Source organism: Streptomyces sp. NPDC088707, from assembly GCF_044752725.1.
Classification (GTDB): Bacteria; Actinomycetota; Actinomycetes; order Streptomycetales; family Streptomycetaceae; genus Streptomyces.
On the sequence record NZ_JBIVLV010000003.1, the window covers coordinates 275,064 to 298,573 of the forward strand.

The 23,510-nt window shown below is 73.6% G+C and carries 21 protein-coding genes and 1 riboswitch; of the genes, 11 read left to right on the forward strand and 10 right to left on the reverse strand.

Going from position 1 to position 23,510, the window contains the following annotated elements; genetic code table 11:
- Nucleotides 1–132: 132 nt before the first annotated feature.
- Nucleotides 133–1,740 carry a ribosomal protection-like ABC-F family protein gene (abc-f, locus tag ACIP84_RS12045; protein WP_401797586.1) on the forward strand — a complete coding sequence of 536 codons (1,608 nt, stop codon included), beginning with the start codon at nt 133–135 and terminating at the stop codon, nt 1,738–1,740.
- On the opposite strand, the gene cobN is transcribed toward abc-f, so the two are convergent.
- Complete coding sequence (cobN, locus tag ACIP84_RS12050) at nt 1,737–5,348, reverse strand: cobaltochelatase subunit CobN (protein ID WP_401797589.1); 3,612 nt, start codon at nt 5,346–5,348, stop codon at nt 1,737–1,739. The genes abc-f and cobN overlap by 4 nt on opposite strands.
- Nucleotides 5,349–5,383: 35 nt before the next feature.
- Nucleotides 5,384–5,542, reverse strand: a riboswitch (cobalamin riboswitch).
- Nucleotides 5,543–5,798: 256 nt separating this feature from the next.
- On the opposite strand from cobN, the gene ACIP84_RS12055 reads away from it, so the two are divergent.
- From ACIP84_RS12055 to cobJ, 3 genes are read left to right on the forward strand one after another with little or no spacing between them, the layout of a single operon-like run.
- A complete protein-coding gene (locus ACIP84_RS12055) occupies nt 5,799–7,070 on the forward strand; it encodes a cobalamin biosynthesis protein CobG (RefSeq protein WP_401797974.1) in 1,272 nt (423 codons plus the stop codon).
- Nucleotides 7,071–7,084: 14 nt separating this feature from the next.
- The gene (locus ACIP84_RS12060; RefSeq protein WP_401797975.1) at nt 7,085–7,720 is read left to right on the forward strand and encodes a precorrin-8X methylmutase; all 636 of its coding nucleotides are present in this window, start codon (nt 7,085–7,087) and stop codon (nt 7,718–7,720) included.
- Nucleotides 7,717–9,201, forward strand: coding sequence for a precorrin-3B C(17)-methyltransferase (gene cobJ / locus ACIP84_RS12065; protein ID WP_401797592.1), 1,485 nt, complete (start codon nt 7,717–7,719; stop codon nt 9,199–9,201). Before ACIP84_RS12060 ends, cobJ begins: the two co-directional genes overlap by 4 nt.
- A 13-nt stretch (nt 9,202–9,214) precedes the next feature.
- Here the strand turns inward: cobJ and ACIP84_RS12070 are convergent, their stop codons facing one another.
- Entirely contained in the window at nt 9,215–10,780 is a 1,566-nt protein-coding gene (locus tag ACIP84_RS12070) for a serine hydrolase (RefSeq protein WP_401797595.1), read from the reverse strand.
- Between the two features lie 199 nt (nt 10,781–10,979).
- Between ACIP84_RS12070 and ACIP84_RS12075 the strand changes: the two genes are divergently transcribed.
- The gene (locus ACIP84_RS12075; RefSeq protein WP_401797598.1) at nt 10,980–12,398 is read left to right on the forward strand and encodes a fibronectin type III domain-containing protein; all 1,419 of its coding nucleotides are present in this window, start codon (nt 10,980–10,982) and stop codon (nt 12,396–12,398) included.
- Between the two features lie 3 nt (nt 12,399–12,401).
- Here the strand turns inward: ACIP84_RS12075 and ACIP84_RS12080 are convergent, their stop codons facing one another.
- Nucleotides 12,402–13,127, reverse strand: coding sequence for a cobalt-precorrin-6A reductase (locus ACIP84_RS12080; protein WP_401797601.1), 726 nt, complete (start codon nt 13,125–13,127; stop codon nt 12,402–12,404).
- Nucleotides 13,128–13,139: 12 nt separating this feature from the next.
- On the opposite strand from ACIP84_RS12080, the gene ACIP84_RS12085 reads away from it, so the two are divergent.
- Nucleotides 13,140–14,273: a cobalt-precorrin-5B (C(1))-methyltransferase gene (locus tag ACIP84_RS12085; protein ID WP_401797604.1), complete on the forward strand. Its 1,134-nt coding sequence runs from the start codon at nt 13,140–13,142 to the stop codon at nt 14,271–14,273.
- 70 nt (nt 14,274–14,343) lie between these two features.
- Here ACIP84_RS12085 and ACIP84_RS12090 read toward each other — a convergent pair whose 3' ends face one another.
- Nucleotides 14,344–15,021, reverse strand: coding sequence for a hypothetical protein (locus tag ACIP84_RS12090; RefSeq protein ID WP_401797607.1), 678 nt, complete (start codon nt 15,019–15,021; stop codon nt 14,344–14,346).
- Nucleotides 15,022–15,120: 99 nt separating this feature from the next.
- On the opposite strand from ACIP84_RS12090, the gene ACIP84_RS12095 reads away from it, so the two are divergent.
- Complete coding sequence (locus tag ACIP84_RS12095) at nt 15,121–15,195, forward strand: 50S ribosomal protein bL37 (protein WP_015034725.1); 75 nt, start codon at nt 15,121–15,123, stop codon at nt 15,193–15,195.
- Between the two features lie 70 nt (nt 15,196–15,265).
- Here the strand turns inward: ACIP84_RS12095 and cobM are convergent, their stop codons facing one another.
- The 3 genes from cobM to ACIP84_RS12110 all read right to left on the reverse strand — a co-directional run bounded on the left by cobM (nt 15,266) and on the right by ACIP84_RS12110 (nt 17,483).
- Nucleotides 15,266–16,015, reverse strand: a complete 750-nt coding sequence (cobM, locus tag ACIP84_RS12100; protein ID WP_401797609.1) for a precorrin-4 C(11)-methyltransferase — start codon at nt 16,013–16,015, stop codon at nt 15,266–15,268.
- Nucleotides 16,012–17,238 (reverse strand): precorrin-6y C5,15-methyltransferase (decarboxylating) subunit CbiE, encoded by a 1,227-nt coding sequence (gene cbiE / locus ACIP84_RS12105; RefSeq protein ID WP_401797612.1) that lies wholly within the window; start codon nt 17,236–17,238, stop codon nt 16,012–16,014. Before cbiE ends, cobM begins: the two co-directional genes overlap by 4 nt.
- Before the next feature lie 107 nt (nt 17,239–17,345).
- On the reverse strand, nt 17,346–17,483 hold the full coding sequence (locus tag ACIP84_RS12110; protein ID WP_355956934.1) for a DUF6126 family protein: 138 nt from the start codon (nt 17,481–17,483) through the stop codon (nt 17,346–17,348).
- Nucleotides 17,484–17,592: 109 nt separating this feature from the next.
- On the opposite strand from ACIP84_RS12110, the gene ACIP84_RS12115 reads away from it, so the two are divergent.
- Genes ACIP84_RS12115 through ACIP84_RS12125 form a run of 3 tightly spaced genes read left to right on the forward strand, consistent with a single transcriptional unit; the run spans nt 17,593 to nt 19,804 of the window.
- Nucleotides 17,593–18,681 (forward strand): LLM class flavin-dependent oxidoreductase, encoded by a 1,089-nt coding sequence (locus tag ACIP84_RS12115; protein ID WP_355957314.1) that lies wholly within the window; start codon nt 17,593–17,595, stop codon nt 18,679–18,681.
- A 3-nt stretch (nt 18,682–18,684) separates the two neighbouring features.
- The gene (locus tag ACIP84_RS12120; protein WP_355956936.1) at nt 18,685–19,323 is read left to right on the forward strand and encodes an FMN reductase; all 639 of its coding nucleotides are present in this window, start codon (nt 18,685–18,687) and stop codon (nt 19,321–19,323) included.
- Nucleotides 19,324–19,375: 52 nt separating this feature from the next.
- Nucleotides 19,376–19,804: a universal stress protein gene (locus tag ACIP84_RS12125; RefSeq protein ID WP_401797616.1), complete on the forward strand. Its 429-nt coding sequence runs from the start codon at nt 19,376–19,378 to the stop codon at nt 19,802–19,804.
- A 10-nt stretch (nt 19,805–19,814) separates the two neighbouring features.
- Here ACIP84_RS12125 and ACIP84_RS12130 read toward each other — a convergent pair whose 3' ends face one another.
- On the reverse strand, nt 19,815–21,062 hold the full coding sequence (locus ACIP84_RS12130) for a MerR family transcriptional regulator (protein WP_401797976.1): 1,248 nt from the start codon (nt 21,060–21,062) through the stop codon (nt 19,815–19,817).
- Between the two features lie 173 nt (nt 21,063–21,235).
- On the opposite strand from ACIP84_RS12130, the gene ACIP84_RS12135 reads away from it, so the two are divergent.
- On the forward strand, nt 21,236–21,607 hold the full coding sequence (locus ACIP84_RS12135; protein WP_355956941.1) for a VOC family protein: 372 nt from the start codon (nt 21,236–21,238) through the stop codon (nt 21,605–21,607).
- A 7-nt stretch (nt 21,608–21,614) separates the two neighbouring features.
- Here ACIP84_RS12135 and ACIP84_RS12140 read toward each other — a convergent pair whose 3' ends face one another.
- Complete coding sequence (locus ACIP84_RS12140) at nt 21,615–22,478, reverse strand: ABC transporter permease (protein ID WP_355956943.1); 864 nt, start codon at nt 22,476–22,478, stop codon at nt 21,615–21,617.
- On the reverse strand, nt 22,475–23,443 hold the full coding sequence (locus tag ACIP84_RS12145; protein WP_401797620.1) for an ATP-binding cassette domain-containing protein: 969 nt from the start codon (nt 23,441–23,443) through the stop codon (nt 22,475–22,477). The genes ACIP84_RS12140 and ACIP84_RS12145 overlap by 4 nt, the downstream gene beginning before the upstream one ends.
- Between the last annotated feature and the right edge of the window lie 67 nt (nt 23,444–23,510).

Consider the following 23,510-nt stretch of genomic DNA (forward strand, 5'->3'; position numbering starts at 1 on the left):
CCCGACACCCCCACCCAACGAGACGGAACGTCTTGCGAAGGGGGTCGCGCCTGGAGTACCGTCGACGACAGAAGACGAGACGTCTCGTCTCTATCTCCACCCGATCTGTCGTCGACGCACAGGAGATCGCCCTTGTTCCGTGTCCATCTCACCGACGTCAGCAAGCGCTACGACGACCGGCACGTCCGGCACCGCACCGTGCTCGACCGGGTCTCCCTCACCGTCCGCCCCGGTGAGCGCCTCGGCGTCGTCGGTGACAACGGCTCCGGGAAGTCCACCCTCCTCCGGCTCCTCGCCGGCCTGGAGACCGCCGACAACGGCACGGTGACCGTCCGGTCCCCCGGCGGCACGGGCCACCTGGCCCAGACCCTGGACCTGCCCCCGACCGCGACCGTCGGCGACGCCGTCGACCAGGCGCTCGCGGACGTGCGGGAGCTGGAGCGGGCGATCCGGGCGGCCGAGGCCGCGCTCGCCGAGACCGGCGACCTCGCCGGGTACGCGGAGCTGCTCGCCGCCCACGAGGCGCGGGGCGGTGCCGGGGCCGACCGGCGGGTCGAGACCACGCTCCGGCGGCTCGGCGAGCGCGGCCCGCTCGACCTGGCCCGCCCCCTGGGCACCCTCTCGGGCGGACAGCGGTCCCGGCTCGCACTCGCCGCCGTCCTCGCCGCCGAGCCCGAACTGCTACTGCTCGACGAGCCGACCAACGACCTCGACGACGAGGCCGTGACCTGGCTGGAGGAGCGGCTGCGCACCCACCGGGGCACGGTCGTCGCCGTCTCCCACGACCGGGTCTTCCTCGACCGGGTCACCACCGCCGTCCTGGAGGTCGACGAGGACCGCCACACCGTCCGCCGCTACGGCGACGGCTACAGCGGCTACCTCGCCGGACGCGCCGCCGAACGGGCCCGCAGACAGCGGGAGCACGAGGAGTGGAGGGCCGAACTCGCCCGGTACAGGGCGCTCGCCGACACGAACATCGACCGTTTCTCGGCCATCCCGCGCAAGGCACCGGCCTCGTTCAGCGGGGCGGGCGCCTTCCGGGCGCGGTCACGGGCGCACGGGGCGATGAGCCGGATCCGGGCCGCCCGCGAGCGGCTCGCCCGGCTGACCACCGCCCCGGTGCCGGCGCCGCCGGAGCCGCTGCGGTTCCGCGCGGAGCTCCGTGGGGAGGGCGCGCCCGTCGACCTCGCCGGCGTCCGCGTGGACGGCCGGCTCCGGCTCGACGCCCTGCACCTCGACCCGGGCGAGCGGCTCCTGGTCACCGGGCCGAACGGCGCCGGGAAGAGCACGCTCCTGAAGGTGCTCGCGGGCGAACTCGCCCCGGACGCGGGCACGGTGAAGGCGCCGGTCCGGGTCGGCATGCTCCGTCAGGAGACGGCCCCGCCCGCCGACCCCCGTACGGTGGGCGAGGCCTTCGGAGCGGACCGTACGGACGAACTGCTCGCCCTCGGTCTCTTCTCCGCCGGGGACCTGACGACCCCGGTCCGGTATCTGTCGACAGGACAGCGCCGGAAACTCGAACTGGCCCGTCTCGTCACCGAACCGGCCGATCTCCTCCTCATCGACGAGCCGACCAACCATCTGGCCCCGGCGCTCGTGGAGGAGATCGAGGCCGCGCTCGCGCACTACCCGGGCACGCTGGTCGTGGTCACCCACGACCGGCGCCTCAGGGAGGGCTTCCGGGGTCGCCGCCTGGAACTGGCGCCGGCCCCCGCCCTGGTGAGGCCCGTGAGGACCTAGTCCTCGTCGGAGGAGCCTTCGAGGTCGCCCTCGGTCTCCAGGAACACCTGGCGCAGCGCGGCCAGGGTCTCCGGGTCCGGCTTCTCCCACATGCCGCGCGACTCGGCCTCCAGGAGCCGCTCCGCGATGCCGTGCAGGGCCCAGGGGTTGGCCTCCTTCAGGAAGGCCTGGTTCTCCGGGTCGAGGACGTACTCCTGGGTGAGCTTGTCGTACATCCAGTCGGCGACGACACCGGTCGTGGCGTCGTACCCGAAGAGGTAGTCGACGGTCGCCGCCAGCTCGAACGCGCCCTTGTAGCCGTGGCGGCGCATCGCCTCGATCCAGCGCGGGTTGACCACACGGGCGCGGAAGACCCGGGAGGTCTCCTCGACGAGCGTCCGGGTGCGGACGGTCTCGGGGCGGGTCGAGTCGCCGATGTACGCCTCGGGGGCCGTGCCCTTGAGCGCGCGGACGGTCGCCACCATGCCGCCGTGGTACTGGAAGTAGTCGTCGGAGTCGGCGATGTCGTGCTCGCGGGTGTCGGTGTTCTTCGCGGCCACCGCGATCCGCTTGTACGCCGTCTCCATCTCGGCGCGCGCCGGGCGGCCTTCGAGCCCGCGCCCGTACGCGTAACCGCCCCACACCGTGTACACCTCGGCGAGGTCGGCGTCGGTGCGCCAGTCGCGGGAGTCGATCAGCTGGAGGATGCCCGCGCCGTACGTGCCGGGCCGGGAACCGAAGATACGGGTGGTGGCCCGCCGCTCGTCGCCGTGCTCGGCGAGGTCGGCCTGCGCGTGCGCCCGGACGTAGTTGTCCTCGGCGGACTCGTCCTCCAGGCCCGCGACGAGCCGGACGGCGTCGTCGAGGAGGCCGATGACGTGCGGGAACGCGTCCCGGAAGAAGCCCGAGATGCGCAGGGTGACGTCCACGCGCGGGCGGCCCAGCTCGGCGAGCGGGATCGGCTCCAGACCGTTCACCCGGCGCGAGGCCTCGTCCCACAGCGGGCGGACGCCCAGCAGGGCGAGGGCCTCGGCGACGTCGTCGCCGGCGGTGCGCATCGCGCTGGTGCCCCACAGGGAGAGGCCCACGGACGTCGGCCACTCGCCGTTGTCGGTGCGGTAGCGCTCCAGGAGCGAGTCGGCGAGCGCCTGACCGGTCTCCCAGGCGAGCCGGGACGGCACGGCCTTCGGGTCGACCGAGTAGAAGTTCCGTCCGGTCGGCAGGACGTTGACCAGGCCGCGCAGCGGCGAACCCGACGGGCCGGCCGGGACGAAGCCGCCGTTCAGGGCGTGCACGGCGTGGCTGAGCTCGTCGGTGGTGGCGGCCAGCCGCGGCACGACCTGCTCGCAGGCGAAGCGGAGCACGGCGTGCACCTCGGCACCGTACGCGGCGGCGACCGCCGGGACCGCGTCCACGGACCAGTCCGCCGCCTCCATCGCCTCGACCAGCTCGCGGGCCTTCGCCTCCGCCTCGTCGGCGGTGGTGCGGGTCGCGGCCGACTCGTCGAGGCCGAGGGCCTCGCGCAGACCGGGCAGCGCCTGCGTGCCGCCCCAGATCTGGCGGGCGCGCAGGATGGAGAGGACCAGGTTGACCCGGGCCTCGCCCTCCGGGGCGCCGCCGAGGACGTGCAGACCGTCGCGGATCTGGGCGTCCTTGACCTCGCACAGCCAGCCGTCGACGTGCAGCAGGAAGTCGTCGAAGCCGTCGTCCTCGGGACGCTGCTCCAGACCCAGGTCGTGGTCGAGCTTGGCGGCCTGGATCAGCGTCCAGATCTGGGCGCGGATCGCGGGCAGCTTCGCCGGGTCCATGGAGGAGATCTGCGCGTACTCGTCGAGCAGCTGCTCCAGGCGCGCGATGTCGCCGTACGAGTCGGCGCGGGCCATCGGCGGCACCAGGTGGTCGACGAGCGTGGCGTGCACACGGCGCTTGGCCTGGGTGCCCTCGCCCGGGTCGTTGACCAGGAACGGGTAGATCAGCGGGATGTCGCCGAGGGCCGCGTCGGGGCCGCAGGCGGCAGACAGGCCGGCGTTCTTGCCGGGCAGCCACTCCAGGTTGCCGTGCTTGCCCAGGTGCACCATGGCGTCGGCACCGAAGCCGCCGTCCTCGGCGCGGGCGGCGATCCAGCGGTAGGCGGCCAGGTAGTGGTGGGACGGCGGGAGATCGGGGTCGTGGTAGATCGCGATCGGGTTCTCGCCGAAGCCACGCGGCGGCTGGATGAGGATCAGCAGGTTCCCTCGGCGGAGGGCCGCGAGGACGATGTCCCCCTCGGGGTTGCGCGACCGGTCCAGGAACATCTCGCCGGGCGCCGGGCCCCAGTGCTCCTCGACGTGGGTCCGCAGCTCCTCCGGGAGGGTCGCGTACCAGCGCTTGTAGTCGGCGGCCGGGATGCGGACCGGGTTCTTGGCGAGCTGCTCCTCCGTCAGCCAGTCCTGGTCGTGGCCGCCGGCCTCGATGAGGGCGTAGATCAGCTCGTCGCCGTCGCCGGAGACCAGGCCGGGCAGCTCCTCGACGGGCCCGAAGTCGTACCCCTCCGCGCGGAGGCGGCGCAGCAGCGAGACGGCGGAGGCGGGGGTGTCGAGGCCGACGGCGTTGCCGATGCGGGAGTGCTTCGTCGGGTACGCGGAGAGGACGAGCGCCAGCCTCTTCTCGGCGTTCGGGATGTGCCGGAGGCGGGCGTGCCGTACGGCGATCCCGGCGACGCGGGCGGCGCGCTCGGTGTCGGCGACGTACGCGGGCAGCCCGTCCTCGTCGATCTCCTTGAAGGAGAACGGCACGGTGATGAGCCGGCCGTCGAACTCGGGGACGGCGACCTGGCTCGCGGCGTCCAGCGGGGAGAGACCCTCGTCGTTCTCCTCCCAGGCGGCGCGCGAACCGGTCAGGCAGAGGGCCTGCAGGATCGGCACGTCGAGCGCGGCCAGCGCGCCCGCGTCCCAGGCCTCCTCGTCGCCGCCGGCCTGCGCCTCGGCGGGCTTGGTGCCGCCCGCCGCGAGGACGGTGGTGACGATCGCGTCGGCGGTGCGGAGCCGGTCGAGCAGCTCCGGCTCGGGGGCGCGCAGGGAGGCGACGTACAGGGGGAGGGCCTGGGCGCCGGCGTCCTCGACAGCCTCGCAGAGCGCGTCGACGAAGGCGGTGTTCCCGCTCATGTGGTGGGCGCGGTAGTAGAGCACGGCGACGGTCGGGCCGGTCGTCGTGCGGGCGGCGCGCTCCAGGGGGCCCCAGGTGGGGGCGGCCGCGGGGGACTCGAAGCCGTGCCCGGTGAGCAGGACGGTGTCGGAGAGGAAGCGGGCCAGCTGCTCCAGGTTCGCCGGGCCGCCGTGGGCCAGGTAGGCGTGCGCCTCGGTGGCGACGCCGACGGGGACGGTGGACGCCTCCATCAGCTGGGCGTCGGGGGCCTGTTCACCGCTGAGGACGACCACCGGCTTTCCGGCCGCGCGCACCGCGTCGAGGCCCTCCTCCCAGGAACGGAGGCCGCCGAGGAGCCGTACGACGACGAGCTCGGCCTCGGCCAGGAGGCCGTTCAGCTCGGCCAGGGGGAGACGGGCGGGGTTGGCGAAGCGGTACTCCACCGGGCCGCCGGCCGCGCGGGCGCTGAGCAGGTCGGTGTCGGAGTGCGACAGCAGCAGAAGCATGGCGAGCGCAGGCCTTCCTCGGGGTTGTCCGCGCCCCGGGTGGTCGTATGGACGGCGGGAGTTCCTGACTCACCGTCCCGGGGGCGTGCAGACGCACAGCCCGGGCCGGCTCACAGTGGCGGGACCGCGCCGGATTCTCACCGGGCTTCCTCCCCGGGGTCCTGGGACCCCATGCCGTCTGCATAGTAGATCGTGCGGTCGACGGGCCGGGTCGGGTGGCGGAGTCGGCCGGATCACACTGCGGATCACGCTGCGGTCCACCGTGCGGTTCACACCGCGGATCACCGTGCGGTTCACGCTGCCGTTCACCGTGCGGACGGAGCCCCCGTTCCGACCGCGGCCGGACCGGGCTCCGGCCTCCGCCGCCCACCGCGCCGGCCGGCCCACGGCCGAAGGGAGGGCCCCGTGGCGGCCGGATCGCGCCCGGTGGCCGCCCGGCGACCCGTCGGTATGCTCGCCGCCATGCCGCCCACCCCGCCCCCGACGCCCGACCCGGGCGAACCTCGCATACGGGACCGTGGCGACGCGTGCCCCGGGGCGCTGCGCCTGCACTCCGCCGACGACGGCCGTCTCGCCCGACTCCGCCTGCCCGGAGGCCGTTTGACGTCCCGTCAGGTCGAGACGCTGGCGGACGCAGCGGAGACCCTGGGCGACGGACGGCTCAGCATCACCTCGCGCGGCAACGCCGAGCTGCGCGGCCTCGCCGACGACTGCGGGGCCGAGCTGGCGGCACTCCTCGACGCGGCGGGCCTGCTGCCCTCCCCCACCCACGAACGCGTCCGCAACATCGTCGCCTCCCCGGCCTCGGGCCTCGACGGACTCGGCGCCGCCGACGTGCAGTTGTGGGTCCGCGAGCTGGACACCCTCCTGCGTTCCGCGCCCTGGGCGGCGGCCCTTTCCGGCCGGTTCCTCTTCGTCCTCGACGACGGACGCGGCGATGTCGCCGGGCTCGGCGGGGATGTGACCTTGGTCGCAGTGGGAGGCGGAGAGGCGGAGCTGCACGTCGGCGGGCGAGCCGTCCGGCTCGCGAGCTCCGACGCGCCCACCGCGGCCCTCGCGGTGGCGGGCGGGTTCCTGGCCGCCGCGCGGAAGGCCGGAACCGGGGCCTGGCGGGTCCGGGAACTCCCCGAGGCGTACCCGGTGGACCCGCTGGAATCGGGGGTGACGGCCCGGCCCGTGCCCGCGCCGGAACTCCCCCGGGGCCGTCCCCTCTCCCCCGGCGTCCTCGGGCCCGCCGCCCTCTCCGTGCTCGCCCCGCTCGGCCGGCTCACCGCCGCCCAGCTCCGGGCCCTGCTCCCCGCCGAGGAGGTCCGGCTCACACCCTGGCGCGGGGTCGTCGTGGCCGGGGTCGGCGCCGACCGGCTGCCCGCCCTCGACGCGGCCGGGCTCATCACCCGTCCCGACTCCCCCTGGGCCGGTGTCACCGCCTGCACCGGGCGGCCCGGCTGCGCGAAGTCCCTCGCCGACGTCCGCGCCGACGCCGTCCCCGGACACCCGGGACACCCGGGGCGCCCCGGCCACCCCGGCCCCGTCAGCAGCAGCACGACCGCCGCCCCCGTCCTCCCCGTGCACTTCTCCGGGTGCGAGCGTCGCTGCGGTCACCCGCACGGCGCCTGGACCGACGTCCTCGCCACCGCCGGCGGCGACTACCTGGTGGACGGCGTCCCCACCCCCCGTACCGCCCTGCCCGAAGCCGTGACCGCGGCCCGCACGACGAGATGAGCGAGAACAACAGGATGTTCGACTACGAGAAGGACGGGGCGGAGATCTACCGCCAGTCCTTTGCCACGATCCGCGCCGAGGCGGATCTGGCGGGCCTGCCCGCCGACGTCGCCCAGGTGGCGGTCCGGATGATCCACGCCTGCGGCATGACCGACCTCGTACGCGACATCGCCTGGTCGCCGCGGGTCGTCACGAACGCCCGCGCCGCCCTCAAGGCCGGAGCACCGATCCTCTGCGACGCGCAGATGGTCGCGAGCGGTGTCACCCGGCGCCGGCTGCCCGCCGACAACGAGGTGATCTGCACCCTCTCGGACCCGTCCGTGCCGGCCCTCGCCGCCGAACTCGGCACCACCCGCTCCGCCGCCGCCCTCGAACTGTGGCGGGACCGCCTCGAAGGCTCCGTCGTCGCCATCGGCAACGCACCGACCGCCCTCTTCCACCTCCTGCAGATGGTCGCGGAGGGGGCCGGAAGGCCCGCCGCCGTCCTCGGCATACCGGTCGGCTTCATCGGCGCCGCCGAGTCCAAGGACGCCCTGGCCGCGCAGGACCTGGGCCTCGACTACCTCGTCGTACGGGGCCGGCGCGGCGGCAGCGCCATGACGGCCGCCGCGATCAACGCGATCGCCCACGAAGCGGAGATTCAGAAGTGACCGGCAAGCTGTACGGCGTGGGGCTCGGCCCCGGCGACCCGAACCTGATGACGGTGGCCGCCGTGAAGGCCATCGCCGCCGCCGACGTGATCGCGTACCACTCGGCCCGCCACGGCCGGTCCATCGCGCGCTCGATCGCCGCGGAGCACCTCCGTGAGGACCACATCGAGGAGCGGCTGATGTACCCGCTCACGGTGGAGACCACGGACCACCCGGGCGGCTACCGGGGCGCTCTGAACGACTTCTACGAGGAGGCCGCGGCCCGCCTCGCCGCGCACCTCGACGCCGGCCGCACCGTGGCCGTCCTCGCCGAGGGCGACCCGCTGTTCTACGGCTCGTACCAGCACATGCACAAGCGCCTCGCGGACCGCTACGACACGACCGTCATCCCCGGGGTCACCTCGGTGTCCGCCGCCGCCGCCCGGCTCGGCGAGCCGCTGTGCGAGGCGGAGGAGGTCCTCACGATCATCCCCGGCACCCTGCCGGAGGACGAGCTGACGGCCCGTCTCGCGGGCACCGACTCGGCGGTCGTGATGAAGCTCGGCCGCACCTTCCCCACCGTGAAGCGGGCCCTGGAGCGGGCCGGCCGGCTCGACGACGCCCGGTACGTGGAGCGGGCGTTCATGGCGGGCGAGCGGACCGGCGACCTCGTGGACGTCGATCCCGATTCCGTCCCCTACTTCTCCGTCGCCGTGCTGCCCTCCCGTATCGACCGCGAACCCGCCGTACGCGAGCGGGGCGAGGTCGTCGTCGTCGGCACCGGCCCGGCCGGCGCGCCCTGGCTCACCCCCGAGTCGCGCGGCGCGCTCGTCAACGCAGACGTCCTCGTCGGCTACACCACCTACCTGGACCGGGTGCCGGTGCTGCGCCCCGGGCAGATCCGGCACGGCTCGGACAACAAGGTGGAGTCCGAGCGCGCCGAGTTCGCCCTCGACCTGGCCCGTCGCGGCCACCGGGTCGCGGTCGTCTCCGGCGGCGACCCGGGCGTCTTCGCGATGGCCACGGCCGTCCTGGAGGTCGCCTGCGAGCCGGAGTACGCGGACGTGCCCGTACGGGTCCTCCCGGGGGTGACCGCCGCCAACGCGGCCGCCGCCGCCGCGGGCGCCCCGCTCGGCCACGACTACGCGACGATCTCCCTCTCCGACCGGCTCAAGCCCTGGGACGTCATCGAGGCCCGGCTGCGCGCCGCGGCCGCCGCCGATCTGGTCCTCGCGCTCTACAACCCGGGGTCGAAGTCCCGTACGCACCAGGTGGCCGCCGCCCGCGACCTCCTGCTCGAACTCCGGTCGCCCGAGACCCCGGTGGTCGTCGCCCGCGACGTCGGCGGCCCCGAGCAGTCGGTCCGCGTGGTGACCCTGAAGACCCTGGAGCCGTCCGAGGTCGACATGCGCACCCTGCTCCTCGTCGGCTCCTCGCAGACGAGGGCGGTCGAGCGTGCCGACGGCCGGATGATCACGTGGACGCCGCGGCGCTACGGCTGACGGACGGCGGGACTCACTGACGGGTGAAGGTGCCGAGGCCCGTCTCGTCCAGGTACTCGACGCGGACGGTCCTGCCGTCCGGGGAGAACGTGACGCCCGTGGGGCCGACGGCGTTCTCCCCGCGCGTCGGGAAGCTGAACGTGTCGCCGTCGTAGTGCGTGAGCCGGTACGACTGCGGTTCCGGCCCCAGTCGCAGGACCAGACCGCCGTTCTCCTCGACCACCGTCAGACGGCCGTAGTAGTCGCTGCCGTACGTGCCGGTGTAGGCGCTGTTCGCCTTCGCGGGCGTCGCGTCGGCCGGTGTCCTCGCGAAGTCGGTGGCCGAGCGGCCGGCCTCCGCCTCCTGCTCGTACAGGGCGTTGACCAGCGGCAGCCAGTCCCGGCTCGGCTTCCCGTCCTGCGCGGTGTCGAAGAAGTCGAGGGCGACGGTGTCGGCGACGCCGACCGGCGCGCCGTTGGTGAGGACGACGATCCCGAGCTGCTCGCCCGGCAGCATCGTGACGTTGGTGTGCGCGCCGAGCGCGAACGCGCCGGTGTGGGAGAGGCGGAGCCGGCCCTCGTCGTCGTACGACACGTTCCAGCCGAGGCCGTAGAAGCCGGTCCGCGCGGCGGGCGCCTGCGCCGGGTTGGCGACGGACTCGGGGTGGTGGGTGAGGTCGAGGGCGTCCTCGGCGACGATCCGCTTCCCGTCGAGCGAGCCGTTGGCGAGCTGGAGCCGCAGCCAGGTCGCCATGTCACGGGCCGAGGAACTGACGCCGCCGGCGGGGGACTGGGCGTCGGGGTCGCGGACGAACTGCGCCTTCCAGGTCCCGTCGGCCTGCTTGACGTGGCCGTGTGCCCGGTCGGGGTTGGAGACGAAGTCCTGGAAGCTGGAGCTGGTGTCGTTCATGCCGGCCGGCTTGTAGAGGGTGTCCTCGGCGAGCTTCGCCCAGGACACGCCCTTCTCCGCGGCGACGGCCTCGGCGGCCGCCGTCAGGCCGAAGTTGGTGTACGCGTAGCTGGCGCGGAACGGCGCGAGGGGCTCGTACCGCAGGTGGGACAGGATGTACTCCTGGTCGTAGCCGAGGTCCTCGAGCAGGTCGCCCGCGTGGTCGGGGAGGCCGCTGCGGTGCGAGAACAGGTCGGCGACGGTCACGTGGCCGGTCACCCACGGGTCCTTCAGCCGGAACTCGGGGAGTTCGGGGTTGACGGGCTTCTGCCAGCCGTCCACGCCGACCGCTCCGGAGACCACGGTGGAGGCGATCGGCTTCGACACGGAGGCGAGCTGGAAGACGGTGTCGGCGTCGACCTTCCCGTCCTTGCCGACCTCGCGCACGCCGTACCCCTTGATGTGGACGACCTCGCCCTTGTAAACGACGGCGACGGAGACCCCGGGCACCCCGGTCTTCCTCATCAGCTCCGCCACGCTCGGGTCGACCCGGGCGACGGCCCGGTCCACGTCCGCCCGGTCGAGCAGGGCCGGCGGCTGGGCCGGGGGAGGCTCGGGGGTGGGAGTCGGGCTCGGAGCGGTCCCGGCGAGGGAACCCGCGCCGAGTACGGACGCGAGCCCCGCTGTGACCAGCCATCGGACGGTAACCACGCTTCCATTGAACGCCCGGAGCAAGCCGCTGTCGCGCCGGGCGGAGCGGGGGCCGCAACTCGCTGGTCCAGCGCCTGAACCGGCCGGTAGAGTCCGCATCCGGCGGTGACCCGGCCCCACCCGGACCGCCCGGCTCCCCCACGGGTCCGCATGCCTCTCACCTGTTTCCCGTAGGTCCGGAAAGGGCCCTCTCCCTGTGATGACTCGTAACCGGCTGAGCGCCCTGGCCACGACGGCCGCGCTCGCCGCATCCGGCGGTCTGCTGACCGCCACCCCGGCTTCCGCCGCCGTCACCTGCACCGCCCCGGTGTGGAAGGCGGAGTACTACGCCAACACCACGCTCACCGGCACGCCCAGGCTGACCACCTGCGACAGCGTCATCGCCGAGAACTACGGCACCGGCGACCCGGCGGGCGTCACACTGCCCAGGGACAACTTCTCCGTCCGCTGGTCCGTCACCCGCGACTTCGGCTCCGGCGGCCCCTTCACGTTCACCGCCGCGGCACAGGACGGCATCCGCGTCACCCTCGACGGCGTCCGGAAGATCGACCTGTGGAAGAACGTCTCCGCCACCCAGAAGAAGACCGTCGCCGTGACCGTCCCGGCCGGCCGGCACACGATCCACGTGTCCTACGCGACCTGGACGGGCGCCGCCAACGTCACGTTCGGCTACACGCCCGACACCTCGCCCACCGCCGACAAGGTCCGCCCGCTCGCGCCGGCCGGCGCGTCCCTCGCGTACGACCGCGCGCTCAACCGGGTCACCGTGAAGTGGGCGGCCAACAAGGAGATGGACCACGCCGGTTACCGCGTGTACCGGCGCCCGAGCACCTCCGCCACCTGGACGAGGGTCAGCAGCTCCACCTCCCTGGTCACCGGCACCTCGTACGTGAACTCCCCGCCGGCCACCGGCGAAAGGTTCCTGTACGAGCTCCGCGCCGTCGACAGGGCCGGCAACGAGTCCCCGGGCGGCGCCGACCTCGCCGTCACCACCGTCGACCGTACGGCCCCGGCCGCGCCGGCCGGCGTGACGGCGGACGACGGCACCCCCGGCGTCACGCTCACCTGGAAGCCCGTCGCGGGCGCGGCGAAGTACCACGTGCACCGGCAGCGCAAGGGCACCACGGACCCGGTCGCCCAGGTCGCGACCGGTGTCACCGGCACCACCTGGACGGACGCCGTCGCCGCCGAGCGGACGGCCTACACGTACTGGGTCTCGGCCGTCGACGCCGCCGGCAACACCTCCGCCCGGACCGCCGTCACCGCCACGCACGACGACTGGACCGCCCCGGCGGCCGTCAAGGGCCTGACGGCGACCGCGCAGGAGGACGGCGTCCACCTCGCGTGGACGCCGAACACGGAGGGCGACCTCAAACGGTACGAGGTCTTCAAGGCCACGCTGTGGGACGACGGCGAGGGCGGCACCGCCTGGGTCGCCCACCGCGTCGAGTACCTGCTGCCGACGGCCTCCTCGTACGTCCACGAGAGCGCGGCGGACGGCGAGACGGTGCTCTACGCGGTGATCGCCGTGGACACCGCGAACAACATGCTCTACATCCCCGACCCGGCCATCGAATGGGTCGAGGTCACGGAGCTGGGCACCCCGGACGAGGGCTGAGCCTCACGTCGCCCGTACCCAGGCGGCGGCCTCCTCGGGGGTCGCCGCCACCGGTACGCCCTCCGGGGCCGGAGGGCGGCGGACCACGACGACCGGGACGCCCGCCTCGCGGGCCGCGGTCAGTTTCGGGGCGGTCGCCGCGCCGCCGCTGTCCTTCGTCACCAGGACGTCGATCCGGTGGCGGGCCAGGATCTCCCGTTCGCCGTCCAGGGTGAACGGCCCCCGGTCGAGGAGGATCTCCGTGCGGGCCGGCATCGGGGCCTCCGGGGAGTCCACCGAGCGGACCAGGAACCACTCCGGACGGTCCGCGAAGGCCGCGAGGCCCATCCGGCCGGTCGTCAGGAAGACGCGGTCGCCGAGGCCGTCGAGGGCCCCGGCCGCCGCCTCGAGGGACGCCACGGAGCGCCAGTCGTCGCCCTCCGCCGGGACCCAGCCGGGGCGGCGCAGCGCCAGCAGGGGAACATGGGCGGTGGCGGCCGCCCGGGCCGCGTGGAAGCTGATCCGCTCGGCGAAGGGATGCGTGGCGTCGATGACCGCGTCCACCGCGTTCCCGCCGATCCACTCCACGAGCCCGTCGACGCCGCCGAACCCGCCGATCCGCACCTCGCCCTCGGGCAGCCGGGGGCTCGTCACCCGCCCCGCGAGGGAGCTGGTGACCCGGGCCTCGGCGTGCAGCAGGCCCGCGAGGGCGCGGGCCTCGGTGGTCCCCCCGAGAATGAGTATGTGCACAGGAGCCTCTTCGTGACTTCAGGCGGCGGGCGTGAGGCCCAACTCAAGCACACGGGTCTGCGCCCGGGCTGGACGACGGGTGCGTGCGCGACGGCGGCGACGACCGCCGCGTACACCGCGCTCCTGACCGGCGACTTCCCCGACCCGGTGACCATCACGCTGCCCAAGGGCCAGACGCCGTCGTTCGCGCTCACGGCGGAGTCCCTCGACGCCGGCGCCGGTACGGCCATGGCCGCCGTGACCAAGGACGCGGGCGACGACCCGGACGTCACGCACGGCGCCGTGATCCGCTCGACGGTACGGCTCCTGCCGGCCGGCTCGGGCGTCGTCTTCCGGGCCGGTGAGGGCGTCGGCACGGTCACCCTGCCCGGCCTGCCCCTGGAGGTCGGCGAGCCGGCGATCAACCCGGTGCCGCGGCAGTCGATGCGGGAGCACGTGGCCGAGGTCGCGGCCCGGCACGGCGGGAGCGGCGACGTCGAGATCACGGTCTCCGTCGACGACGGCGCCGAGATCGCCCGCTCCACCTGGAACCCCCGGATCGGCATCCTGGGCGGCCTGTCGATCCTCGGCACGACGGGGATCGTGGTCCCGTACTCGTGCTCGGCGTGGATCGACTCGATCCGCCGGGGCGTGGACGTGGCCCGCGCGGGCGGTCTGACGCACGTGGCGGGCTGCACGGGCTCGACGTCGGAGCGGACCGTCGCCGCGCTCTACGACCTGCCGGAGATCGCGCTCCTCGACATGGGCGACTTCGCGGGTGCGGTCCTGAAGTACGTCCGCCGCCACCCCGTCGACCGCCTCACGATCTGCGGCGGCTTCGCGAAGCTCTCCAAGCTGGCCGCCGGCCATCTGGACCTCCACTCGGCCCGCTCCCAGGTCGACAAGGGCTTCCTGGCGGAGCTGGCCCGGACGGGCGGCGCGCCGGAGTCCCTCGCGGCGGAGATCGCCGGGGCGAACACGGGCCTGGCGGCCCTCCGCCTCTGCGAGGCCGCGCACGTTCCGCTGGGCGACCTGGTGGCCGCCCGGGCCCGCGACGAGGCCCTGGCGGTGCTGCGGGGCGCCCCGGTGGCGGTGGACGTGATCTGCATCGACCGGGCCGGGACGGTGGTGGGACGGTCGGCGGTGGCGGGACCGGGCGGCGCGTAACCGACCGCCGGCGGCAGGACTGGTCGGCGCGTAGCCGACCGCCGGCGGCGGGACTGGTCGGTGACCGGCGTCAGGCCGTCGGGTAGCCGATCTCCCGTACGTCCTCCGCCAGGTCCGCGAGCGTCACCTCGGGATTGAGGGCGGCGACGACCTCCGCCGTCAGCGGGCGCAGGGCGAGGACGTGCCGGACCGCGTCGAGGTCGACCGACCGCTCGTAGTAGTCCGAGGCCCACTCCGCGTACGCCTCCGCCGAGCGGTCCGTCAGATGGTGGAAAAGGCCGCCGGCGCCGTCCGGGTCCTCGTGGTCCTCCAGGTCCGTGAACTCGACCGGGCCCGTGTGCCAGGCCGTGTCGGCGGTCTCGCGCCACAGGCAGGCGGTGGTCACGTGGACCCCGTCCTCGTCCGTGAACGCGGGCTCCGTCAGATACTCCCGGAACGTTTCGGGGACTCCGTCGAGCACGCCGGGCCACGTCCCCCCGTCCGCGACGGCCCCGAACGGGCTCATCGGCGACTCGTGGTCGAAGCCCCGCGCGAAGGCCCCCGCCGCGGACAGGACGATCGTGTACTCGCCACCCTGGCCGTCCTTCATCGACGCCAGCTGCTCGGTCTCCGACCAGTGCGCGTCGAAGGAGTAGTACCGGCTCTCCCACTCCGGGCTCAGCACGGCCTCCACCATCGCGAGCCCCCGGCTGTGGTCGCGCAGTTCCTCGATGCCCGGCAGCGCCCGGGCCACGTCGTAGACAGTCACGCCTCCATGAGACCGCACCGGCGCCGAAGGCCGACATGCGGCCCCTGGGTCCCGAACCTAGGCTGGCGAGGGCATATCCCCCGAGCGAGAGGGAGTCCCATGGCCAAGCGAGGCAACAAGAGGCGCGCCCGCAAGAAGAAGAACGCGAACCACGGCAAGCGGCCCAACGCCTGACGCCGTCCACGCGCCGGGGCCCCGGGGATCGGACTCCCCGGGGCCCCGGCGCGTTCCCGCACCGCCGCCGTCAGCAGGTGTGGCGGTCGCGGGCCGGGTCGTACAGGTGGCTGTCGCGGAATTCCGAGGCCGCCAGCGTGCGGCCGACCAGGATGACGGCCGTCTTCGTGATGCCGGCCTCCTTCAGCTGGGCCGCGATGTCCTCCAGGGTGCCCCGCAGCACGATCTCGTCGGGGCGGCTGGCCATCGCCACGACCGCCGCGGGGCAGTCCTGGCCGTAGTGGGGGACGAGTTCGGCGACGACCCGGTCCACGTACCGCGCGGCCAGGTGCAGGACGAGCAGCGCGCCGCTGCGGCCCAGGGTCGCCAGGTCCTCGCCCTCGGGCATCGGCGTGGCCTGCTGCGCGATACGGGTGAGGATCACCGTCTGGCCGACCGTCGGGACCGTGAGCTCCCGCTTCAGCGCGGCAGCGGCGGCGGCGAAGGCCGGGACGCCGGGGACGACCTCGTAGGGGATGCCCGCCGCGTCCAGGCGTCGCATCTGCTCGGCCATCGCGCTGAACACCGACGGGTCGCCCGAGTGCAGCCGGGCCACGTCCTGGCCGGCCTCGTGGGCCGCGGTGATCTCGGCGACGATCTGGTCCAGGTCCATCCGCGCCGTGTCGAGGAGCCGCGCCTGCGGGGGGCACTCGGCGAGCAGCTCGGTCGGGACGAGGGAGCCCGCGTACAGGCAGACCCCGCACGCCGCGAGCGTCCGCGCGCCGCGCACGGTGATCAGGTCGGCCGCGCCGGGACCCGCGCCGATGAAGTAGACGGTCATCGCTCTTCAGAACCTTTCGTTACGGACCACTGCGTGACCGGCATCGCCTGGCGCCAGCCGGTGAAGCCGCCGACGGGGACGGCGGCGGCCACGGCGAGCCGGACCAGTTCGCCGCCGTGGCGGCGGTAGCGGTCGGCGAGCAGCGCCTCGGACTCCAGCGTCACGGTGTTCGCGACGAGCCTGCCGCCGGCGGGCAGCGCGTCCCAGCAGGCGTCGAGGAGGCCGGGGGCGGTGAGGCCGCCGCCGATGAAGATCGCGTCGGGGGTCGGGAGACCGGCGAGGCCCAGCGGGGCGGCGGCCGTCACCACCCGCAGGGCGGGCACGCCGAGGCGGTCGGCGTTCCGCGTGATCCGCGCCGCCCGTTCCTCCGACTTCTCGACCGCGAGCGCCCGGCAGGAGCGGTGGGCCCGCATCCATTCGATGCCGATGGAGCCGGAGCCGCCGCCGATGTCCCAGAGCAGTTCGCCGGGCGCGGGCGCGAGGGCGGCGAGCGTGGCGGCGCGGACGTACCGCTTGGTGAGCTGGCCGTCGTGTTCGTACGCCTCGTCCGGCAGACCCGGCACCGCGCCGAGCCGGAGCGTGTCCGGGTCCCGGGCGCAGTCGAGGGCGAGGACGTGGAGCGCGTCGGTCCGCTCGTACGGCCAGTCGGCGGCGGTGCCGTCGAGGACCTGCTCGCGGTCCCCGCCGAGCTGCTCCAGGACCCGGATCCGGGTGCCGCCCCAGCCGGTCTCCCGGAGCAGCGCCGCGACCCGTGCGGGCGTCTCGGGGCCCTCGCCGAGGACGAGGAGCCGGCGCCCGGGGTGGAGCGCGGCGGACAGCGCGCCGAGGGGGCGGGCGACGAGCGAGACGGTCTCGACGGCTTCCAGGGGCCAGCCGAGGCGGGCGGCGGCGTACGAGACGGAGGACGGGTGCGGGTGGATCCGGAGCCGGTCGGCGCCGACGGTATCGGCGAGGGTGCGGCCGATGCCGTAGAAGGAGGGGTCGCCGCTGGCGAGGACGGCGATCGCGCGGCCCGCGTGGGCGGCGAGCAGTCCGGGGACGGCGGGGCGGAGCGGGGAGGGCCAGGTGACGCGTTCGCCGGGGCAGTCGCCGCCGGGGAGGAGGTCGAGCTGGCGGGGGGCGCCGATCAGGACCTCGGCGGTCCGCAGGACACGGCGGGAGTTCTCGGGGAGCCCGTCCCAGCCGTCCGCGCCGATTCCGACGACCGCTATCGCACCGTTCACCTGCGCGACTTTACGTGAGGGCCGCTTTCCGGCGGTACGTGGCGGGCCCCACTCGGGCCTTCGCCGGGGACGTCGCCCGGCCGCCCGCGCGGGCTCTCGGGCGGCGCCTACTTCTGGGCGTTCTGCCCGACGTAGAACAGGATCCAGACGAAGCCGGCGAACGCGTGCGTCGCGAAGACGTAGACGAAGACGCGGAGCATCACTCCCCGCTCCTTCCAGCGCTCCAGGTCGGTCAGGTCGGTCATGCGGTCCAGAGTGCGGGCCGGAATACACGGAGGGGTGGCACCGTTGAGCGGGATAGTTTAAGCTTCAACCACTAGCCGCGAGGCACCAGGAACGCGAGAGGTGAGCACGATGCAGTTCGGGATCTTCACCGTCGGCGACGTGACGACCGACCCCACCACCGGCCGCACCCCCACCGAGCACGAGCGGATCAAGAACACCGTCGCCATCGCGCTCAAGGCCGAGGAGGTCGGGCTCGACGTCTTCGCGACCGGTGAACACCACAACCCGCCGTTCGTGCCCTCCTCCCCCACCACCCTCCTCGGGCACATAGCCGCCCGCACGGAGAACCTGGTCCTCTCCACCTCCACCACGCTGATCACCACCAACGACCCGGTGAAGATCGCCGAGGACTACGCGACCCTCCAGCACCTCGCCGACGGCCGCGTGGACCTGATGATGGGCCGCGGCAACACGGGCCCCGTCTACCCGTGGTTCGGCCAGGACATCCGGCAGGGCATCCCGCTCGCCATCGAGCACTACGCGCTCCTCCACAAGCTGTGGAGGGAGGACGTGGTCGACTGGGAGGGCAAGTTCCGCAGCGCCCTCCAGGGCTTCACCTCCACCCCGCGCCCGCTCGACGGCGTCCCGCCGTTCGTCTGGCACGGCTCCATCCGCTCCCCCGAGATCGCAGAACAGGCGGCCTACTACGGCGACGGGTTCTTCGCGAACCACATCTTCTGGCCCAAGCAGCACACCGAGAAGATGGTCCGCCTCTACCGCCAGCGGTACGCCCACTACGGCCACGGCACCCCCGAGCAGGCGATCGTCGGCCTCGGCGGCCAGGTCTTCATGCGCAAGAACTCGCAGGACGCGGTACGGGAGTTCCGCCCGTACTTCGACAACGCCCCGGTCTACGGCCACGGCCCCTCCCTGGAGGAGTTCTCCCGGGAGACCCCGCTGACCGTCGGCTCGCCGCAGGAGGTCATCGAGCGCACCCTGTCCTTCCGCGACTACGTGGGCGACTACCAGCGCCAGCTGTTCCTGGTCGACCACGCCGGACTGCCGCTCAAGACGGTCCTGGAGCAGCTCGACATCCTCGGCGAGGAGGTCGTGCCGGTGCTCCGCAAGGAGTTCGCCAACCTGCGCCCGGCCGGAGTCCCGGACACGGCGCCGCTCCACCCCGCCGTCCTCAAGGCCCGTACCGAGAAGGAGTCGTAAGCCATGCAGACCCTGAAGCTGGTCGCCGTCTCCGCCGGCCTCAGCTCCCCCTCCTCCACCCGGCTGCTCACCGACCGGCTCCTGCAGGCCGCGCGGTACCGGCTCGCCGAGCAGGAGTACGCCGTCGACGTCCAGGTCGTCGAACTGCGCGACCTGGCCGTGGACATCGCGAACAACTTCGTGACCGGCTTCCCCTCCGGGCGGCTCCAGGACGCGCTCGACGCGGTCACCGGAGCCGACGGGGTCATCGCGGTGACCCCCGTCTTCACCGCCTCGTACAGCGGCCTGTTCAAGTCGTTCTTCGACCTGGTCGACCCGGCCGCGCTGACCGGCACCCCGGTCCTCATCGGGGCGACCGGCGGCACCGCCCGGCACTCGCTCGTCCTCGACCACGCCCTGCGGCCGCTCTTCGCCTATCTGCGGGCCCTCGTCGTCCCGACCGCCGTCTACGCGGCGTCGGAGGACTGGGGCACCGGCGGCGACGAGGCCTCCCCGACGGGATGGGGGGAGGGACTGCCCACCCGGATCACCCGGGCGGGGAACGAGTTCGCCGACACGGTCGCGACCCGGCCGTCCCGGCGGCTCGACGACGACGAGGTCGTCCCGTTCGAGAAGCAGTTGGCCGATCTGCGCCTGGATTGATCCTTTTGTTACGTTGTGGGAGAGGGTTCCCGACAACGAACGGAGATCGGCGATGGCCGGCAGGATCGTGGTGGGCGTGGACGGCTCGGAACCGTCTTTGAAAGCGCTGCGGTGGGCGGCCGGGCAGGCCGCCCTCACCGGGGACTCCCTCCAGGCGGTCATCGGATGGGAGTACCCGGCGTCCTGGTCGACGGCGCCCGGGGTACCGCCGGACTTCGACCCCCAGCTGCTCGCCGAGCAGTCCCTGGACGAGTCCCTGGCCAAGGCGCTCGACCCGGCCGTCGCCGCCGGCGTGACCCGTACGGTCGTCAGCGGCAACCCGGCCCAGGCCCTGATCGACCAGGCCGAGGGCGCGTCCCTGCTGGTCGTCGGCGACCGCGGCCACACCGGCTTCAAGGCGGCGGTCCTGGGCTCCGTCTCCAGCAGGGTGACCCAGCACGCCCCGTGCCCGGTGGTGGTCGTCCGGGGCACGGCGGACTGACAGGCCCTCCTCAGGCGGGCACCACGTCCGCCACCACGCATGCCACGTTGTCCGGGCCGCCCAGCTCCCGCGCCAGTGCCACCAGCGCCTCCGCCGCCTCGTCCGGGCCGACGCCCGCGGCGAGCGCGCGACGGATGTCGTCGGCCGCCGCGACCGCCGAAAGCCCGTCCGTGCACAGCAGATAGCGGTCGCCCGGCCGTGTCTCGTGCACTCCGAGCTCCGGGTCGGGCGGCACGTCCCCGCCGTCCAGGGCCTTCAGGAGCAGCGCCCGGTCGGGGCGGTCCGCCGCCTCGGCCGGGTCCAGTTCGCCCGCGTCGACGAGGGCCTGGACGACGGTGTGGTCACGGGTGAGGCGGACGAACGCGCCGTCCCGCAGCAGGTAGGCCCGCGAGTCGCCCACGTGCGCGAGGGCCAGGCGGCCGCCCGTCCACACGGCCGCGGTCAGGGTCGTGCCCGACTCGGCGAGGCCGGAGACCGCGCCGTCGGCCGTGCGCACCGCGTCCTCCAGGTCGTTGAGCACGTCCCCGGCACGCGCCGAGGGGGCCGGTGGCGGTACGGCCTCCAGCGCTCCGACCGCGGCCAGCGCGGCCCGCTCGCCCTCGGGGCCGTACCCGTCGGCGACGGCCAGGAGGTGCGGGCCCGCGTGGGCCGCGTCCTGCTGGACGGCGCGGACGAGACCGCGGTCGAGCCGTACGGCGGTCCGCAGGACGAAAGCGGGCCGGCCGGTCGTCCCGGTGACCGCCCCGCCGCGTGCCCCGGCGCGCGCGGCGCTCACCCCGTCGGCCGTCCCGTCGGTCACCCCGTCGGTCACCCCGTCGGCCGTCCCGTCGGTCACCCCGTCGGTCACCCCGTCGGCCGTCCCGTCGCTCACCCCGTCAGCCGTCTCGTCGCTCGTCTCGCCCGTCATCTCATCCGTCACGTCGGTGGGTCCCTTCAGCCGGTCCATCAGGGAGGCCGCCAGATCCCGCCGCGCCGCGGTCTCCGACTCGACCCGCGCCCAGTAGCCGCGGATCGCACGGGCCGCGCCCGACGCGTCCGAGGCGTACAGCGCGCAGACCCGTCCCACCTCGGCGAGCGGCATGCCGATCCGCCGCAGCCAGGAGATCAGCCGGGCCCGTTCGAGCTGTTCCACGGCGTAGTAGCGGTAGCCGGTGAACGGGTCGACGCGGGCGGGCGGCAGCAGGCCGAGCTCGTCGTAGCGGCGCAGCGCCCTGGCGGAGAGCCGCGAAGCGCGCGCGAAGTCCCCGATGGTCAGCATCGGCCCGGCCACGGGCGCGGGCATGGGCTCTTCGTCGCGCACGGCTCGATTCTCCTCCCTGTACCGGGTCCTCCGCCCGGCACGCCCGATGCTGGGCCTTCCCCGCGGGGGAAGGTCGACCGCGCGGCGGAGCACGCCGCGCGCCGGGCCGCCGCCCGACGCATGATGCCCTCATGGACATCAAGCTGGAACTGATCGGCGTGCCCGTCACCGACATCGACCTGGCCAAGGCCTTCTACGAGCAGGTCGGCTTCCACGCCGACCACGACATCCCGGTCAGCGACGACATCCGCTTCGTGCAGATGACCCCGCCGGGCTCGGCCTGCTCGATCGCCTTCGGCAAGGGCGTCACGGAGATGGCCCCGGGCTCCCTGGACAACATGCAGGTCGTCGTCGCGGACATCGAGGAGGCGCACCGCGACCTCACCGCGCGCGGGATCACGGTCAGCGAGATCGCCGACATGCCGTGGGGTTCGTTCGTCTTCTTCGCCGACCCGGACGGCAACCGCTGGGCGGTCCAGCAGACCACCCCGCGCGGGAAGTAGCCGTCCGTCACTTGCGGTTGTAGAGCCGCATGGTGATCGCTCCGAAGACCAGCACGAGCACCGCCGACCACCCGAGCGACCAGGCGATGTCGGCGGCCGGCCAGTCGCCCGCCATCAGTTCGCGTACCGCCGTCGCCAGGTGGGTCACCGGGCTGTTGTTGACGAACGCCTGGAGCCAGCCCGGCATCGTCTTCGGGTCGACGAAGACGTTCGACAGGAACGTCAGCGGGAAGATCACCATCATCGAGACGCCCATGACGGACTTCTCGCTGCGCAGCAGCAGACCGAACATGGTCCAGATCCACGAGAACGCGAACGAGAAGACGACGAGCAGCGCGACCCCGAGCAGCACGCCCACGACCCCGCCGTCCGGCCGGTAGCCGATGAGCATGCCGACGGTCAGCATCACGGCCGAGGCGATCAGATAGCGGACGACGTCGCCGAGGAGATAGCCGACCATCGGCGCGGGCCGCCAGATCGGCAGGGTGCGGAAGCGGTCGAAGACGCCCTTCTCGATGTCGGTGTTGACCGAGACCCCCGTGTACATCGTGATCATCACGACGCTCATCACGAGGATGCCGGGCAGCAGGAACTGGATGTACGACGAGACGGAGCCGGCCAGCGCACCTCCGAAGAGGTACGTGTACATCAGCACCATCATGATCGGGAACGCCGTCACGTCGAACAGCTGCTCCGGCACGTGCTTGATCTTCAGCATGGCCCGCCAGCCGAAGGTCATCGAGGCGGAGAGCGCGCTGGGGCGCGGCGGGCGGGAGTGGCCCACGAGCAGCGCCGCGAGTTCGTCGGCCTTCGGGGCGACGAAGTCGAGCGTGTCGGTCGTCCGGGTGTCCTTGCCGGTGGTGACGGTCATGCCGTCGTTCCTTTCCTGTCCGTCAGTGCCAGGAAGACCTCGTCGAGGCTGGGCTGGCCCAGCGCGAAGTTGTCGACGGTGATCCCGGCCCGCGCCAGCTCCGCCAGTGCGCGCGCGGCCTGTTCGGCGGCGCCGAGGTCCGTCCCGTGGCCGTTGACGGTGGCGGTGAGCGCGACCGGGTCGGCGTCCAGCTGGACGGTGGCGTTCAGGGCGTCCACGAGGACCTGCCGGGCCTCGGGCCGCTGCTCGGGGTTGCGGAGGCGTACGTGCACGGAACCGGAGCCGACGGAGGCCTTCAGCTCGCCCTTCGTCCCCTCGGCGATCACCTTGCCGTGGTCGATGACGGCGATCCGGGAGGCCAGCTGGTCGGCCTCGTCCAGGTACTGGGTGGTCAGCAGGACGGTGGTGCCCTGGGCGACCACCGCGCGGACGATGTCCCAGACCTGGTTGCGGCTGCGCGGGTCGAGGCCGGTGGTCGGCTCGTCGAGGAACAGCAGGTCGGGGGTGTTGAGGATGGACGCGGCGATGTCGATGCGGCGCCGCATGCCGCCCGAGTAGTTCTTGACCTGCTTGTCGGCGGCGTCCGCGAGCCCGAACGCGGCGAGCAGCTGCGCGGCGCGCTCGCGGGCGGCGGGCCGGGTGTGGCCGAGCAGCCGGCCGAGCAGGACGAGGTTCTCGGTGCCGGTCAGGTCCTCGTCGACGGAGGCGTACTGCCCGGTGAGGCTCACCCGGCCCCGCACGGTGTCGGCGTCCTTGACGACGTCCTTGCCGAAGACGCGGGCCCGGCCGCCGTCGGGGCGGAGCAGGGTGGCGAGCATCTTGACGGCGGTGGTCTTGCCGGCGCCGTTCGGCCCGAGGACCCCGTACACGGTGCCGGTGGGCACGCGGAGGTCGATGCCGTCGACGGCGCGGTTGCTGCCGAAGACCTTGACCAGGCCCTCGGTCTCGATGGCGAGGTCGGTCATGCCGTGGATCCTCCAGGGGAAGAGGGCGCGGAGCAGACGCGCGCGAAAGAGAGCGCTCCTCCCAGTC